16 protein-coding genes and 1 riboswitch are annotated in these 13315 nt (G+C 65.5%); of the genes, 14 read left to right on the top strand and 2 right to left on the bottom strand.

Annotated elements, in window-relative coordinates; all coding sequences use genetic code 11:
* The first annotated feature begins 4 nt into the window (after positions 1 to 4).
* The 13 genes from AC3ZI9_RS15730 (at position 5) to AC3ZI9_RS15670 (ending at position 10442) form a co-directional block, all read left to right on the top strand.
* The gene (locus AC3ZI9_RS15730) at positions 5 to 1306 is read left to right on the top strand and encodes a sensor histidine kinase (RefSeq protein ID WP_343251906.1); all 1302 of its coding nucleotides are present in this window, start codon (positions 5 to 7) and stop codon (positions 1304 to 1306) included.
* Positions 1299 to 1934, top strand: coding sequence for a response regulator (locus AC3ZI9_RS15725; protein WP_086994991.1), 636 nt, complete (start codon positions 1299 to 1301; stop codon positions 1932 to 1934). The genes AC3ZI9_RS15730 and AC3ZI9_RS15725 overlap by 8 nt, the downstream gene beginning before the upstream one ends.
* 127 nt (positions 1935 to 2061) lie before the next feature.
* Positions 2062 to 3015 carry an ABC transporter ATP-binding protein gene (locus AC3ZI9_RS15720; protein WP_086994929.1) on the top strand — a complete coding sequence of 318 codons (954 nt, stop codon included), beginning with the start codon at positions 2062 to 2064 and terminating at the stop codon, positions 3013 to 3015.
* Positions 3012 to 3869 (top strand): ABC transporter permease, encoded by an 858-nt coding sequence (locus AC3ZI9_RS15715; RefSeq protein WP_443349052.1) that lies wholly within the window; start codon positions 3012 to 3014, stop codon positions 3867 to 3869. The genes AC3ZI9_RS15720 and AC3ZI9_RS15715 overlap by 4 nt, the downstream gene beginning before the upstream one ends.
* Positions 3870 to 4000: 131 nt before the next feature.
* Entirely contained in the window at positions 4001 to 5305 is a 1305-nt protein-coding gene (locus tag AC3ZI9_RS15710; protein ID WP_444566096.1) for a sensor histidine kinase, read from the top strand.
* A 131-nt stretch (positions 5306 to 5436) separates the two neighbouring features.
* Positions 5437 to 6120 carry a response regulator gene (locus tag AC3ZI9_RS15705; protein ID WP_241895488.1) on the top strand — a complete coding sequence of 228 codons (684 nt, stop codon included), beginning with the start codon at positions 5437 to 5439 and terminating at the stop codon, positions 6118 to 6120.
* Between the two features lie 3 nt (positions 6121 to 6123).
* The gene (locus AC3ZI9_RS15700) at positions 6124 to 6309 is read left to right on the top strand and encodes a hypothetical protein (protein WP_086994940.1); all 186 of its coding nucleotides are present in this window, start codon (positions 6124 to 6126) and stop codon (positions 6307 to 6309) included.
* A 31-nt stretch (positions 6310 to 6340) separates the two neighbouring features.
* Positions 6341 to 7657, top strand: coding sequence for a M18 family aminopeptidase (locus AC3ZI9_RS15695; protein WP_444566095.1), 1317 nt, complete (start codon positions 6341 to 6343; stop codon positions 7655 to 7657).
* A gap of 195 nt (positions 7658 to 7852) precedes the next feature.
* Complete coding sequence (gene rpsF, locus AC3ZI9_RS15690) at positions 7853 to 8158, top strand: 30S ribosomal protein S6 (RefSeq protein ID WP_444554431.1); 306 nt, start codon at positions 7853 to 7855, stop codon at positions 8156 to 8158.
* 41 nt (positions 8159 to 8199) lie between these two features.
* Positions 8200 to 8775 (top strand): single-stranded DNA-binding protein, encoded by a 576-nt coding sequence (locus AC3ZI9_RS15685; protein ID WP_444554430.1) that lies wholly within the window; start codon positions 8200 to 8202, stop codon positions 8773 to 8775.
* 68 nt (positions 8776 to 8843) lie between these two features.
* Entirely contained in the window at positions 8844 to 9083 is a 240-nt protein-coding gene (rpsR, locus tag AC3ZI9_RS15680; protein ID WP_007269381.1) for a 30S ribosomal protein S18, read from the top strand.
* A gap of 14 nt (positions 9084 to 9097) precedes the next feature.
* Positions 9098 to 9553 carry a 50S ribosomal protein L9 gene (gene rplI / locus AC3ZI9_RS15675; protein WP_444554429.1) on the top strand — a complete coding sequence of 152 codons (456 nt, stop codon included), beginning with the start codon at positions 9098 to 9100 and terminating at the stop codon, positions 9551 to 9553.
* A 215-nt stretch (positions 9554 to 9768) separates the two neighbouring features.
* A riboswitch (SAM riboswitch) is annotated at positions 9769 to 9883 on the top strand.
* A 52-nt stretch (positions 9884 to 9935) separates the two neighbouring features.
* Positions 9936 to 10442, top strand: a complete 507-nt coding sequence (locus AC3ZI9_RS15670; protein ID WP_444554428.1) for a flavin reductase family protein — start codon at positions 9936 to 9938, stop codon at positions 10440 to 10442.
* Positions 10443 to 10461: 19 nt separating this feature from the next.
* On the opposite strand, the gene AC3ZI9_RS15665 is transcribed toward AC3ZI9_RS15670, so the two are convergent.
* Together AC3ZI9_RS15665 and AC3ZI9_RS15660 are read right to left on the bottom strand one after the other, a co-directional pair.
* Positions 10462 to 10908: a hypothetical protein gene (locus AC3ZI9_RS15665; RefSeq protein ID WP_444566094.1), complete on the bottom strand. Its 447-nt coding sequence runs from the start codon at positions 10906 to 10908 to the stop codon at positions 10462 to 10464.
* 80 nt (positions 10909 to 10988) lie between these two features.
* Entirely contained in the window at positions 10989 to 11411 is a 423-nt protein-coding gene (locus AC3ZI9_RS15660; RefSeq protein WP_444554830.1) for a DUF1801 domain-containing protein, read from the bottom strand.
* A 565-nt stretch (positions 11412 to 11976) separates the two neighbouring features.
* Here AC3ZI9_RS15660 and dnaB point away from each other — a divergent pair.
* Complete coding sequence (gene dnaB / locus AC3ZI9_RS15655) at positions 11977 to 13308, top strand: replicative DNA helicase (RefSeq protein WP_444554832.1); 1332 nt, start codon at positions 11977 to 11979, stop codon at positions 13306 to 13308.
* Positions 13309 to 13315: the final 7 nt, after the last annotated feature.

The following is a 13315-nucleotide window of genomic DNA, read 5'->3' as shown; positions in this document are numbered from 1 at the left end:
GAACGTGAACGCACCGAATCAGCAGGCCAACCCACCGGGCTCCGAGGCCACCGCGCTGCCGGCGACCCCCGGTGGTGTCGTCCTGCGCGTGCTGAGGGTGTCCTTGCATGTGGGCTTCGCCTTGCTGCTCGGCGTGGGCGTCATCAGGGTCCTGGTCACCGATACCAGCGCCTCCACGCGCCTGGCTTCGATTCTGCTGGCTGGGGTCCTGGCCGCGATCTACCTCTGGGGCACCACCTGGGAAAACCGGTTCGCCCGCGGCCTGACCTCGGACCCCAACCGGTTTTCACGGAGCTGGCTGCTCATCGTCGTCGTCCTCTGGTTGGCGCTGATGGCCCTGCACCCGGATTTCAGCTGGCTCGCTTTCCCGCTGTTCTTCCTGCAGATGCACCTGCTGCGCACCCGCACCGCACTTTTCGCCATTATCGGGCTGACCCTGGTCGTCATCGGCGCCCAATGGGCGCACGCCGGGTCGGTCACCGTGGCCGGCATCCTCGGGCCGGTCTTCGGGGCAACGTTCTCCGTGGTCATGGGATTCGCCTACCAGGCCCTCTACACCGAGGGCGTCAACCAGCGCCGGGCCCTGGATGAACTGCGCCGCACCCGGGCAGCGTTGGCCGGTGAACAGCACCGGGCCGGCGTCCTGGCCGAACGCGAGCGACTCGCCCGCGATATCCACGACACCCTCGCCCAGGGGTTCTCCAGCATTGTGTTGGTCTCCCGGTCGGCCCGCGCCGCCCTGGACGCCGGGGATACGGAACTGGCAGGCCAACGCCTCGAAACGGTGGCCACGACGGCCTCCGATAACCTGGGTGAGGCCCGCGACTTCGTCCGCGGACTGTCCGCAGGAACCGCCGAAGCTGCCGCCGGGGCACTCGCCGGACGTTTCGCCCGGCTCTGCGCCTCCACCGAACGCACCGCACAGGCCTCCGGGGATGAGCTGGAATGCCGGTTCCGGGAGGATGGCGAGGCACAGGCCCTCAGCCCCGACGTCGCCGGCGCCCTGCTGCGGGCCGCCCAATCCTGTCTGGCCAACGTCCTGGCCCACGCCCGCGCCTCGCGGGCCATCCTCAGTCTGGGCTACCTGGCCGGGGAGGTCACCTTGGATGTGTACGACGATGGGGTCGGCTTTGATCCCGACACGCTGCCCGCCGCGCCGAGGAACGATGGGACGGGATTCGGGCTCAGCGGACTGAAGGCGCGGATCGGTGCCCTCAACGGAACCGTGGAGGTCGAATCGGCGCCCGGGGAGGGCACCGTGGTGGCCGTAAGGATCCCCTGCGCAACGGAGGATGGACATGGATGAACTAAATCTGCTGCTGGTGGACGACCACCCGGTCGTCCGGGCCGGGCTCAAAGCCGTCCTGACCGAACAGGCAGGACTACACGTCGTGGCGGAAGCCGCCGACGGTGCGGCGGCGATCGCCCAATTGAACCGGTTGGAAACCCTCGGCGAACACGTGGACGTGGTGCTGATGGACCTGCAGATGGACGGAATGGACGGTGTCGAGGCCACCGGCAGGATCCGCACGGCCGGCGGACCGCCCGTCCTCATCCTCACGACCTATGACTCGGACTCCGATATCCGGACCGCCCTCGACGCCGGGGCCGCCGGCTACCTGCTCAAGGATGCCCCGCTGGAACGGCTGACCGCTGCTGTCAGGGATGCGGCCCGGGGGCGTCGGGTCCTCTCCGAAGACGTGGCCGCCAGAATGGACCCCGCGGCCCGCAACGCGGCCACCGATTTGAGCCCGCGCGAACTCGAACTGCTCGGCCTGCTCTCCCGCGGGCTGGTCAACCGGCAGATCGCCAAGGAATTGTTCATCTCCGAATCGACGGTCAAGACCCACCTCATTCACATTTACGCCAAACTCGGGGTGGATACGCGCACCGCCGCCATCGACCAGGCCCGCACGCTACGGCTCATCAGGTGAAACCTTGAGCGGCCGGTCCGGGGAACTGACGGGAGACGGGGCATCCTCCTGAAGTCGTACACCGCCACGGCCGAAGATCATCCGTAGGGGCGGCGACGGCACCGGCGCGGGTGCGTAGCGTGGAAGCATGATCCAGGCAACTTCTCTCGCCAAGAACTATGGCTCGAAACGCGCGGTGGACGACGTGTCCTTCACCGTCCAGCCCGGTAAGGTCACGGGCTTCCTTGGCCCCAACGGCGCCGGCAAATCCACGACGATGCGCATGATCGTGGGCCTCGACCGCCCCTCGGGCGGCGACGTCACCGTCAACGGCAAACGCTATGCGGAGCACGCCGCCCCGCTGCGCGAAGTCGGGGCGCTGCTCGAGGCCAAGGCGGTGCATAAATCGCGCTCCGCCCGCAACCATTTGCGCACTCTGGCCGCCACCCACGGCATCGGTAACCGCCGGGTCGACGAGGTCATCGAACTCACCGGGCTGGCGCCCGTGGCCCGCAAACGCGTCGGCGGGTTCTCCCTGGGGATGGGCCAACGCCTCGGCATCGCCGCCGCCCTGCTGGGGGACCCCCACACCCTGATCCTTGACGAGCCGGTCAACGGGCTGGACCCCGAAGGCGTCCTCTGGGTCAGGAACATGGCCAAAGGCCTGGCCGCCGAGGGCCGCACCGTCTTCCTCTCCTCACATTTGATGAGCGAAATGGCGCAGACCGCAGACCACCTGATCGTCATCGGACGCGGCAAATTATTAGCCGACGCCCCCATGGCCGACGTCCTTTCCGGGGCCGGCGGGGCCCGCACCAGGGTGCGCACCGACACCCCCGACGAACTGGTCAGATCGCTGGCAGCACCGGAAGTCACGGTTACCACCACGGGCCCCGATGCCCTCGAAATCCAGGGCATCACCCCCCGCGACATCGCCCGCAGGGCGCTGGATACCAACGTGCTGGTCTATGAACTCACCCCGCTGCAGGCCTCCCTGGAGGACGTCTACATGGATATGACCCGCGACGACGTCGAATACCACTCAGGCCCGGTCACCGGAGCCGAGCCAGAACGTGAAACCGGAAGGCGGGCCAGCAAATGAGCACCGAAACCCACCAGGCACCTGCGGCCCAGCAGCCCCGCACCACCGAGGGTAAGGGAACTTCCTTCGGCAGGGCCGTCCGCTCCGAGACCATCAAATTCACCTCGGTGCCCTCCTCCCTCATCCTGCTGCTGACCACCCTGGTCATCATGATCGGCATCGCCGCAGTGGCAGCCTGGGGCATCGGCTCCTCGCAGGAGGCCATCAGCAGTGATCCCGAAGCCGCGGCGGCCATGGGAGATATGGAAGCGCTCGGCAACTCGATTGCCTCCTCGGGCATTATGTTCTCCCAGCTCATCGTCGGCTCCATCGGCGTGCTGGTCATGAGTTCGGAATTCACCACCGGCATGGCCCGGGCCACCTTCGCCGCCATCCCGAAACGGTTCCCTGTCGTCCTGGCCAAGACCCTGCTGGTCGCCGTGGTGTCCCTCGTGGTCACCGTGGTCTCGACGTTGCTGGCGGCCCTGGTGATCATGCCGATCCTGTCCAACTATTCGCTGGAACAGGACCTTTCCAGTGAGACGTTCCAGCGCTACCTCTGGATCGGCGCCGCCTATGTGGCCGTCATTGCCCTGCTCGGCATGTCGCTGGGTGGTCTGCTGCGCAACTCGGCAGGGGCGATCGTCACGCTCGTCGGCATCGTCTTCGTCCTACCGAATGTCCTGGCCCTCATTACCAACGACTTCATCCAGGACGCCAGCCGCTTCCTGCCGGATGCCGCCTTCGGCAACCTCGTCGGGGCCACGCCCGCCGAGGGTGCCCTGGAGCAGTGGCAGGCAGGGGTGGTCCTGGGGCTGTGGGCGCTGATTCCGGTCGTCGTCACCCTGCTGGTCATTCGGCGTCGCGACGTCTAGAGGGAAACCGCAGGCCGGGGCCCCCACCTGCCTCACGAACCACCGCGGGTGGTGGCGGAACGAACGGCCGCCACCGCCCGCGGTTTTCGTGGGTCCACCCACCCGTCGAGACCGAAAGCTAAGCTGAGAACATGAGCACAGCACCGCTGGGGGAGGCCCCGGAGACACCGGCGCAGACCTTTGCCGAGCTCACCGAACAACGGCGAGGTCCGCTGCGCCGTTTCATGCGTTCACACCGCACGCTCATGGACGTCCTGCTGGCCGTCACCTACTTCCTGGTCACCGCCGCCTCGGGGCTGGAATCGGCGCTCAACGGCCGGTGGCTGCCGTGGGCCGGAGTGCTGCTCATTGCGGTTCTGCTCGTCGTCCGGCGGCGCTGGCCCATGGCCGTCTTGGGGGTCGTCTTCCTGATTGAAGTCGGGATGCAACTCGTGGACCCCTACTTTTCGGCGACGAGCATCGCCGTTTGGCTCGTCCTCTATACAACGGCAACCTTATATACCGCTCGGCGTATGTTCACGATGGCTGCGCTGCTGAGTGCCATGCAGCTCCTCGTGCAGTTCGTCGTCGTCCTGCCGGCCTTCCAAGTCCCCGAGGCGGCCACCCGGTTCCTGGTCGAAGACACCCCTCCGGCGGAAACGTTCGTCTGGATGATGGCTGCGCTGACCGTCCTGTCGAATTTCTCGGTGGTGGGCATCGGCGCCGCAGTGCGCAATAAGCGGCTCCACGAAGCCGAGCTGGCCAACTGGGGTTCCCGGGTCCAACGACTGGCCCAAGTGGCAGAACGCAACCGCATAGCCCGGGAAATGCACGACGTCGTCGCCCACTCACTGTCGGTGATGATCGCCCTCTCCGACGGGGCACGGGTCGTCTTGCGTCGCGACCCCGAACGGGCCGCCGGGGTGCTGGACGAACTCTCCTCCACGGGCCGTAGCGCCCTGGCCGATATGCGCCGGGTCATCGGTGTGCTCCGCGATGGCTCCAATGCCCCCTTGGCGCCCCAACCGGCGTCGTCCTCACTGAGCGACATGCTCGAGGGGTTCAGGGTCGCCGGGCTCCCCTTGCAGATCACTCATACCGGCTCCGCCCTGCCGGTGGATGCCGCATTCCAGCTGACCGTGTACCGGATCGTGCAGGAATCGTTGACCAACGTGCTGCGCTATGGGCGAGCGGTGACCCGGGTCCACGTCGATCTCTCCCGCGATGAGGACACCGTGCGGATCAAGGTCACCGATAATGGCCAACTGTTGGGCGCCAAACGTGATGCCATCGGCAGCGGCCAGGGCCTCAAGGGCATGAGCGAACGCGCAGCCATCTACGACGGGTCCGTGTACGCCGGCCCCGGACCACGCGGAGGGTGGGTCGTCCACGCGATTCTGACCGTTCCCGAACAGGCCACCGAACACCAGCCATCCCTGGGGGAAGCCACACGATGAACGAGAGCCCCATGCCATCCGGCACCGAAAAACCGCAGCCTCAATCCCAGACGCCCGAGGTGGAAATTCCCGAACGTCGTCCCGGGGACCCCATCCGCATCCTGCTGGTCGATGACCAGCCGCTACTGCGCATGGGATTCCGGCTCATCCTCGAAGGCGAAGATGACCTCTTCATCACCGGGGAGGCCTCCGATGGGGAGGAGGGGGTGGCCCTCGCGCTGGAAACCACCCCCGACGTGGTGCTCATGGACGTGCGGATGCCCAAGGTGGACGGGATCGAGGCCACCCGTCGCATCGCCGAGCAGGTCCCGTGCGCGAAGATCATCATCCTGACCACCTTCGACCTGGACGAATATGCCTTTGCCGGTCTGCGGGCCGGCGCCTCGGCGTTCCTGCTCAAGGACGTGGCCCCCGCCGAACTGGTCAACGCCGTCCGGCTGGTGGCCAGCGGTGATGCCGTCGTGGCCCCGCGGATCACCGCCCGGCTGCTCGAAACCTATGTCAGACGTCCCGATGGTGCTCCGTCGGATGGCACAAAACAGCACGGGGCGGGAACCGGGGCCACGTCCGCCGGACACCCCGAACGCGACCCCCTCCTGCAGGATCTGACCCCCCGCGAACTCGAGGTCCTCGGCGCCATCTCCGAGGGTCTTTCCAATGCGGAGATCGCCCACCGGTTCTTCCTCTCCGAAGCCACGGTGAAGACCCATGTGCGGCGGATCCTCACGAAACTGCATCTACGCGACCGCGTCCAGGCCGTCGTCTACGCCTACGAGACCGGCCTGGTGGTCCCGAGCCAGGGTCTGGACTACTAGAACATGAACATAGAATTCCTGCGCAATCCGTGGTTCATGCTGGCCGTGGTGCTCTTTGCCTCGGGGGCCTTCCTCGTCGCGGTACTCCACCAGCCGGTGGCCGGACCGGTCGTGATGGGCGTCGGCGTGGTGGCGGTGGCATTTGCCGTTTATCGTCACGGCGGGTGGAATGGCAGGAACCGCGGATGAGTTACGGAACACACAACACCTAAGGATGGGTATGGCCACGTCGGAAGCACAGGAACACGCCAATGATCTGGGGGCGTTCGTCACGGCATCGCCGTCGAGCTTCCATGCCGCCGCCGAGGTCGCCCGCCGGCTGGCCGCCGCCGGGTTCAGTGCCCGGGCAGAGTCCGATACCTGGGACCACACCCCCGGCGGCTACTACACGGTGCGTGACGGTGCGGTCATCGCCTGGTTCATTCCCGCAGGAGCCACCGCCACCACCGGATTCCACATCCTGGGTTCCCATACCGACTCCCCCGGGTTCAAACTCAAACCCAAACCGACGACCGGACGTGAAGGCTGGCTGCAGGCAGGAGTCGAGATCTACGGTGGACCCCTGCTGAACTCCTGGCTCGATCGAGAACTGATCCTCTCCGGCCGGGTGGTCACCTCCGACGGCGCCGAACACCTGGTGCGGACCGGCCCCCTGCTGCGCTTCCCGCAGCTGGCCATTCATTTGGACCGGGCGGTCAACGACGGGCTCACCCTGGATAAGCAGCAACATATGAACCCCGTGTGGGGCCTCGGGGACCCGAGCCAAGCGGACCTGCTCGCCATCCTGGCAGCGGATGCGGGGGTCGACCCGGAAACGATCACCGGATACGACATCGTCACCACCATTGCCCAGGAACCCGCGTTCTTCGGTGGCCGGGGCGAGTTCCTGGCCTCCCAGCGGTTGGACAACCTCTCCTCGGTGCACGCCTCACTGGTCGCACTGATCGACCATGCAGAACGCCGTGGCTGGGGTCCTGAAGCCACGTCGGAGAACGACGACGGCCCAGGACATATTGCGGTGCTGGCCGCCTTCGACCACGAAGAGGTCGGTTCGGCCTCCCGTTCGGGGGCCAGCGGGCCCTTCCTGCAGGATGTGCTTGAACGCATCGTGGACGCTGCCGGCGGCGGGGTCCAAGAACGGGCCCGGGCCTTCGCCGACTCCGTCTGCATTTCTGCCGATGCCGGTCACGCGGTCCACCCGAACTACCCGGAACGCCATGACCCGGCCAACCGCCCGGTTCTGGGAGGCGGCCCGTTGCTGAAGATCAACGCCAATCAGCGGTACACCACCGATGCGGTAGGCGCCGGCCTCTGGGCTGCCCTCTGCCAAGCCGTGAACGTCCCCTATCAGGAGTTCGTCTCAAATAACGTCATGCCCTGCGGATCGACCATCGGACCGCTGACCGCGACCAGGTTGGGCATCCGCACCGTCGACGTCGGCATCGCCTTGCTCTCGATGCACTCGGCCCGTGAAATGTGTGCGGTCGAGGATCCGTTGGCCCTGGCCCGCGTGACCCGGGGGTTCTTCGCCGGCTGAGCCGCCGCCGTCCACAGGCCCCAGGGGCCCCCTGCGCTTCGCCGCAGGCGCGGGTTAGGGTGGTGGAACCGGCATCGGGTAGGATGTGTCAGGCTGTTTGTGCCGTTTCTGACCCCTGAAACGACTTCGGCCAACGCACAGAACCTCCTGTTACGGAAAGACCGTGACCGTTTAGCCCAAAGGAGGTGGGTTCACATGCGTGCATACGAACTGATGGTACTGATCGACCCCGAGGTCGACGAACGTACCGTGGAACCGACTCTTGGCAAGTTCCTTGATGTCGTCCGCAACGATGGTGGCACCGTCGACAATGTTGATATCTGGGGCCGCCGCCGGCTGGCCTACGAGATCAAGAAGAAGGCAGAAGCCATCTACGCGGTGGTTACCTTCACCGCTACCCCGGCCACTTCCGCGGAACTTGACCGCCAGCTCTCGCTCAACGAGACGATCCTGCGCACCAAGATCACCCGCCCGGAAGACCAGAAGGTCGTCGCAGAGTAGTCTGCGTCGACTTTTCGTAGAAACCGACTCAAGGAGGCACCATGGCAGGCGAAACCGTCATCACGGTCATCGGAAATCTCACCGCTGACCCGGAATTGCGTTTCACCCCGTCCGGTTCTGCAGTGGCGAACTTCACCATTGCCTCGACCCCGCGGACCTTCGACCGCCAGACCAGTGAGTGGAAGGACGGCGAAACGCTGTTCCTTCGCGCATCGGTGTGGCGCGATGCTGCCGAAAATGTCGCCGAGACGCTGACCAAGGGCATGCGCGTCGTCGCCCAGGGTCGGTTGAAGTCGCGTTCCTTCGAAACCAAGGAAGGCGAGAAGCGCACCGTCATGGAGCTGGATGCCGACGAGATCGGCCCCTCGCTTCGCTACGCTTCCGCCAAGGTCACCCGCACCCAGCGCAACAACTCGGGTGGTGGCGGCTTCGGCGGCGGTAATGCCGGAGGAAACTTCGGTGGCGGAAACCAGAGCGGCAACGCTGGATTCGGTGGGGGAAACCCCGGCGGAAACCAGGGCGGCACCTGGAACGCTCCGGCTCAGGACCCCTGGGCCTCCTCCTCCAATAACGGTGGATGGGGCAATGCCGGCGGGTCCGACGAACCACCCTTCTAAAGCAACACCTCTTATTCACCATCCCGCGGAAAAATTCTGCGGGCTCCACCAGATAAAGGAGCTCCACGATGGCTAAGGCTGAACTCCGTAAGCCCAAACCAAAGTCCAATCCCTTGAAGGCCGCTGACATCACCGTCATCGACTACAAGGACGTAGCATTGCTGCGCAAGTTCATTTCCGACCGCGGAAAGATCCGTGCCCGTCGCGTGACAGGCGTCTCCGTCCAGGAGCAGCGCAAGATCGCCCAGGCCATCAAGAACGCGCGTGAAGTTGCCCTGCTGCCTTACTCCGGCGCTGGCCGCGGCTAGGAAGGGATAACACCATGGCAAAGCTGATTCTGACCCACGAAGTAACCGGTCTTGGTACCGCTGGCGAGGTCGTCGAGGTGAAGGATGGTTACGCACGTAACTACCTGCTGCCCCGCGGTTTCGCGCTGCTCTGGAGCAAGGGTGGTGAGAAGCAGGTCGAGTCCATCAAGGCCGCCCGCACTGCTCGCGCCATCGCATCCCTCGAGGATGCCCAGGCATTGGCCCAGAACTTGTCCGCCCAGGCGGTCAAGATCACGGTCAAGGCCGGCCAGGGTGGTCGCCTCTTCGGCACCGTCAAGACCGCCGATATCGCCAACGCAGTCGAGGCCGCCGGCCTCGGCTCGATCGACAAGCGCACGGTGGAAATCCCCGAGCACATCAAGTCGACCGGCAACTACCAGGCAACCGTCCGTCTGCACGAGGACGTCTCCGCGACCATCGACCTGCAGGTCGTCGCCGCGAAGAAGTAGCCACCACCGCGAACCGGCTACCCTCCCCACGGGAGGTGGAGCCGACCACGGTGGACCCGAGGGGCCCTGCGCGTAAGCGCAGGGCCCCTCGGTCGTTAAGGCCCGACATCGTCGGCGGCCCATGTGCCTCCGGCTGTGGCCCCCGGGAGGCGATCTTGCGAAATATTGCGGAGATCTTTGACCCCGGGGACCCACCGGCCCTAGCGTGGACCATGAATCAAGAGCGCCACCTTCCAAGCCCTGGCTGGGTGGCCGGCAACCCTCTCACGGTAGTGGGGTGCTCCAGGTGATGATTCGGCCGTCCGGCTCCCCGGGCGGCAAGTACCGCACCCCGTGTGGATCCCGGGATCCACCGGTGTGCCATACGCCGGAAGCAGAGCAGATGACACTGTCCCATGATCTTCAACCCGACGCACTCCGCCAGGCCTTCGCGCGCCACCCTTCGGGAATCGCCGCCCTGTGCGCGATCATCGATGGCGAGGCCCAGGGCCTGGTCGCCTCCTCCTTCACCGTCGGGGTCTCCATGGACCCTCCGTTGGTGATGTTCGCGGTGCAGAACAGCTCCCGGACCTGGCCCATCGTGCGGGCCGCGGGCCGGATCGGCGTGTCGGTTCTCGGCGAGGCCCATGAGCGGGTCTGCCGGCAGATCGCCTCCAAATCGGGTGACCGGTTTGCCGGGTTGCGGCTGGACTCCACCGATGAAGGGGCCCTGTTCCTGAACGAGGCCTCCCTGTGGTTGGACTGCAGCGTGGAACGCGAATTCCCCGCCGGGGACCACCATGTGGTCCTCCTGCGGGTCCACGGCCATGCCGGACACGACGGGGCCCATGACCCGTTGGTCTTCCACGGTTCGGCCTTCCGCACGTTGCAGGCGGAGGCCCTGGTCTAGGACCGCTGGGGGGGGGTGGCTACATGCCCCGCAGGGTGTCCACGTATCGTTTGGCCTGGAGCAGCCCCAGGCCGGTGTCCTGCCTGATCTTACGTACCGCGCCGACGTAGTTTCCTTGATTGATCAGCTGCATGACGCGGTCGAAATTGGGGTTTCCCGGACCGGGCGCCATCCCCGGGGGATGTTCGAGGTCGAACCCGGTGCTCTGGCCGGTGCGTCCGGGGGAGTTGCGGGCGGCCTGGGCCGCCCGAGCCGTCGTCGCCGCCCGGAGCTTTTCCGCCTTCTCCGTGTCGATCTGCTGTTGGTGGGCCGCCGTGGCATTGAGGCGGGCGATGTATTGCTCGGCATCGCTGGGGTGGCCCGAGGGTCGTGTCTTGAAGATCCAGGTCAAGGCACCGAACACCGCGAAAAGGACGACGATCGCGACGATCGCCGTCAGCAGTTCGGAACCGCTGATTTCAGACATGTCCCCTCCTGGGGTTCGGGGCCGCCGCGCGGGCGACGGTCTTTCCTCCATTATTTCACGTGCCTTGGCTCCGGACCCGTTCAGGGCTGGTGAAGTTCGGTCATCACGTGGTGGTGTCCAGTATCCATGAGTTCACGCAGGATCCCGAGCCCGACGTCGGCCAACTTGTTGACGTAGAGGCACGAAGCGCCCAGTCGGTGCTTGCCGAGTCCAGCCGGGAGCCCGGCCGCGGCCGGGGGGTCCGTCAGCCCGTAGAGGGCCAGCGAGGAGGCGCGGGGAGAGCACCCGATCGCCGGGGTATCTCCTTCACGCCCGCTGGGGTAGCGGTAATGGTAGGAGCCGAACCCGACGATGCTGGTTCCCCACATCATCGCGGGCCGACCGCTGGCTTCCTGCATCATCGACAGAAGTGCGTGGGCGTCGTCCCGCCGCGCGGGGTGCTCGATGGCAGCGAGGAAATCACGTGGATCCACCTCTGTCGGTCGGGTCTTCGCTGCTGACATCGTGCCAGCGTGCCAGTGCGATTCGGCGACGGCAATGGATGTCCCGGCCCGGCCCGAGGACGCGAAAGTCAAAGCTACCCACAGCTGGCGGCGTGTCTGTGGAGAACCATGGCCAACTTGTGGATAAGTGGCGCCTGCACACATGTGTGCTGCTTGGCAACCTGCAAGTAGGGGGTGAATGTTGACGAAAAGTTTTCTTCCATCAGTTGTTATCCACAAGTAAAATGCCTAGTCAGAGCAGGGTTATTGAAGGAAAATAAAAGTAATCCACAAGCCCGTCCCCAGACTGTGCACACAACACGCCGCGTCACCCACAGGTTCTCCACATGGGCTGTGGATAACTCTCTTTGGTTCTGCCCGTCGGGGGCATAGGGTGACAGGGTCCCCGGCTCCAACCGGGCTGGATTCCCCGTTCGTCACCCGCGGCACCATTGTGTCGGTGGGTCGCATTCACTGGGATACTAGAGGGACGTGGCTGCGCCGCATCACCGGCGCCGCGCTGAGAGGGAAGGAACCGGACGTGACGCTCACGCACACCGAATCAGGGTCGTCGAATTCATCGGACATGGGGCGGACCCCGCCCCAGGACCTCGTGGCGGAGCAAAGCGTGCTCGGTGGCATGATGCTCTCGAAGGATGCCATCGCGGACTGTGTCGAGGTCCTGCGGGGCGTCGATTTCTATCGGCCCGCGCATGAGGCGATCTACGAGGCCGTCGTGGACCTCTATGGCCGGGGCGAACCCGCCGACGCGGTGACGGTGTCCGACCACTTGACCAAACGCGGGGAGATCTCCCGTGTCGGAGGACCCGCCTACCTGCACACACTGATCCAGTCGGTGCCGACCGCGGCCAACGCCGGGTTCTACGCGGAGATCGTCCGTGAACGGGCGGTATTACGCCGGCTGGTTGAAGCGGGCACCAAGATCGTGCAGATGGGCTACAGCCAGGACGGCGAGGTCGACGCGATCGTCAACGATGCGCAGGCCCAGATCTACGCGGTGGCCGAACGACGCACCTCGGAGGACTACGTCCCGCTCCGCGACATCATCGAAGGCACCGTAGACGAGATCGAATCGGCGGGCCAGCGTGGCGAGGGAATGATCGGGGTGCCGACCGGCCTCTATGAACTCGACGAACTGACCCAGGGCCTCCACGGAGGACAGATGGTCGTGGTGGCCGCCCGACCCGCGGTGGGCAAGTCGGTCTTCGCCCTGGACATCGCCCGTTCGGCATCCATCAAGAACAACATGACCACCGTGGTCTTCTCCCTGGAGATGGGGCGCAACGAGATCGCCATGCGTCTGCTGTCGGCCGAAGCCAGCATCGGATTGCAGGATCTGCGCAAGGGCACCATCAAGGACGAGCAGTGGGGCAAGATCGCCACCACCATGGGGCGGTTGAACGAGGCGCCGTTGTTCATCGACGACTCCCCGAACATGTCACTGATGGAGATCCGGGCCAAGTGCCGGCGCCTGAAGCAGCGGCACGACCTGAAGCTCGTGGTGCTGGACTACCTCCAGCTGATGAGTTCGGGCAAACGCGTGGAATCGCGCCAGCAGGAAGTCTCGGAGTTCTCTCGGGCACTGAAGCTGTTGGCCAAGGAACTCGATGTTCCCGTCGTCGCCCTCTCGCAGCTCAACCGTGGTTCCGAGCAGCGCACCGATAAGAAGCCGATGGTCTCGGATCTGCGTGAGTCGGGCTCGATCGAGCAGGACGCCGACCTGGTGATCCTGTTGCACCGCGAGGATATCTACGACAAGGAATCCGCACGCGCCGGCGAAGCGGACATCATCGTGGCCAAGAACCGCAACGGTCCGACCAAGAACATCGTCGTAGCCTTCCAGGGCCATTACCAGCGCTTCAACAACATGGCCACCGAAGGCGGCGGGGGGTTCTAACCCGCAA

The sequence above is a fragment of the Arthrobacter sp. AOP36-F1-5 genome (assembly GCF_058137995.1).
Note: the sequence above shows the minus strand (reverse complement) of the source record. Positions and strands in the feature narration are given on the sequence as shown.

Coding starts and splice junctions, on each gene's coding strand:
- AC3ZI9_RS15705 (WP_241895488.1), top strand. CDS start 5,437: ATGGGATTCCGGCTCATCCTCGAAGGCGAAGATGACCTCTTCATCACC.
- AC3ZI9_RS15720 (WP_086994929.1), top strand. CDS start 2,062: ATGATCCAGGCAACTTCTCTCGCCAAGAACTATGGCTCGAAACGCGCG.
- AC3ZI9_RS15700 (WP_086994940.1), top strand. CDS start 6,124: ATGAACATAGAATTCCTGCGCAATCCGTGGTTCATGCTGGCCGTGGTG.
- AC3ZI9_RS15685 (WP_444554430.1), top strand. CDS start 8,200: ATGGCAGGCGAAACCGTCATCACGGTCATCGGAAATCTCACCGCTGAC.
- AC3ZI9_RS15665 (WP_444566094.1), bottom strand. CDS start 10,908: ATGTCTGAAATCAGCGGTTCCGAACTGCTGACGGCGATCGTCGCGATC.
- AC3ZI9_RS15715 (WP_443349052.1), top strand. CDS start 3,012: ATGAGCACCGAAACCCACCAGGCACCTGCGGCCCAGCAGCCCCGCACC.
- AC3ZI9_RS15710 (WP_444566096.1), top strand. CDS start 4,001: ATGAGCACAGCACCGCTGGGGGAGGCCCCGGAGACACCGGCGCAGACC.
- AC3ZI9_RS15725 (WP_086994991.1), top strand. CDS start 1,299: ATGGATGAACTAAATCTGCTGCTGGTGGACGACCACCCGGTCGTCCGG.
- rpsR (WP_007269381.1), top strand. CDS start 8,844: ATGGCTAAGGCTGAACTCCGTAAGCCCAAACCAAAGTCCAATCCCTTG.
- AC3ZI9_RS15695 (WP_444566095.1), top strand. CDS start 6,341: ATGGCCACGTCGGAAGCACAGGAACACGCCAATGATCTGGGGGCGTTC.
- rplI (WP_444554429.1), top strand. CDS start 9,098: ATGGCAAAGCTGATTCTGACCCACGAAGTAACCGGTCTTGGTACCGCT.
- AC3ZI9_RS15670 (WP_444554428.1), top strand. CDS start 9,936: ATGACACTGTCCCATGATCTTCAACCCGACGCACTCCGCCAGGCCTTC.
- dnaB (WP_444554832.1), top strand. CDS start 11,977: ATGGGGCGGACCCCGCCCCAGGACCTCGTGGCGGAGCAAAGCGTGCTC.
- rpsF (WP_444554431.1), top strand. CDS start 7,853: ATGCGTGCATACGAACTGATGGTACTGATCGACCCCGAGGTCGACGAA.
- AC3ZI9_RS15660 (WP_444554830.1), bottom strand. CDS start 11,411: ATGTCAGCAGCGAAGACCCGACCGACAGAGGTGGATCCACGTGATTTC.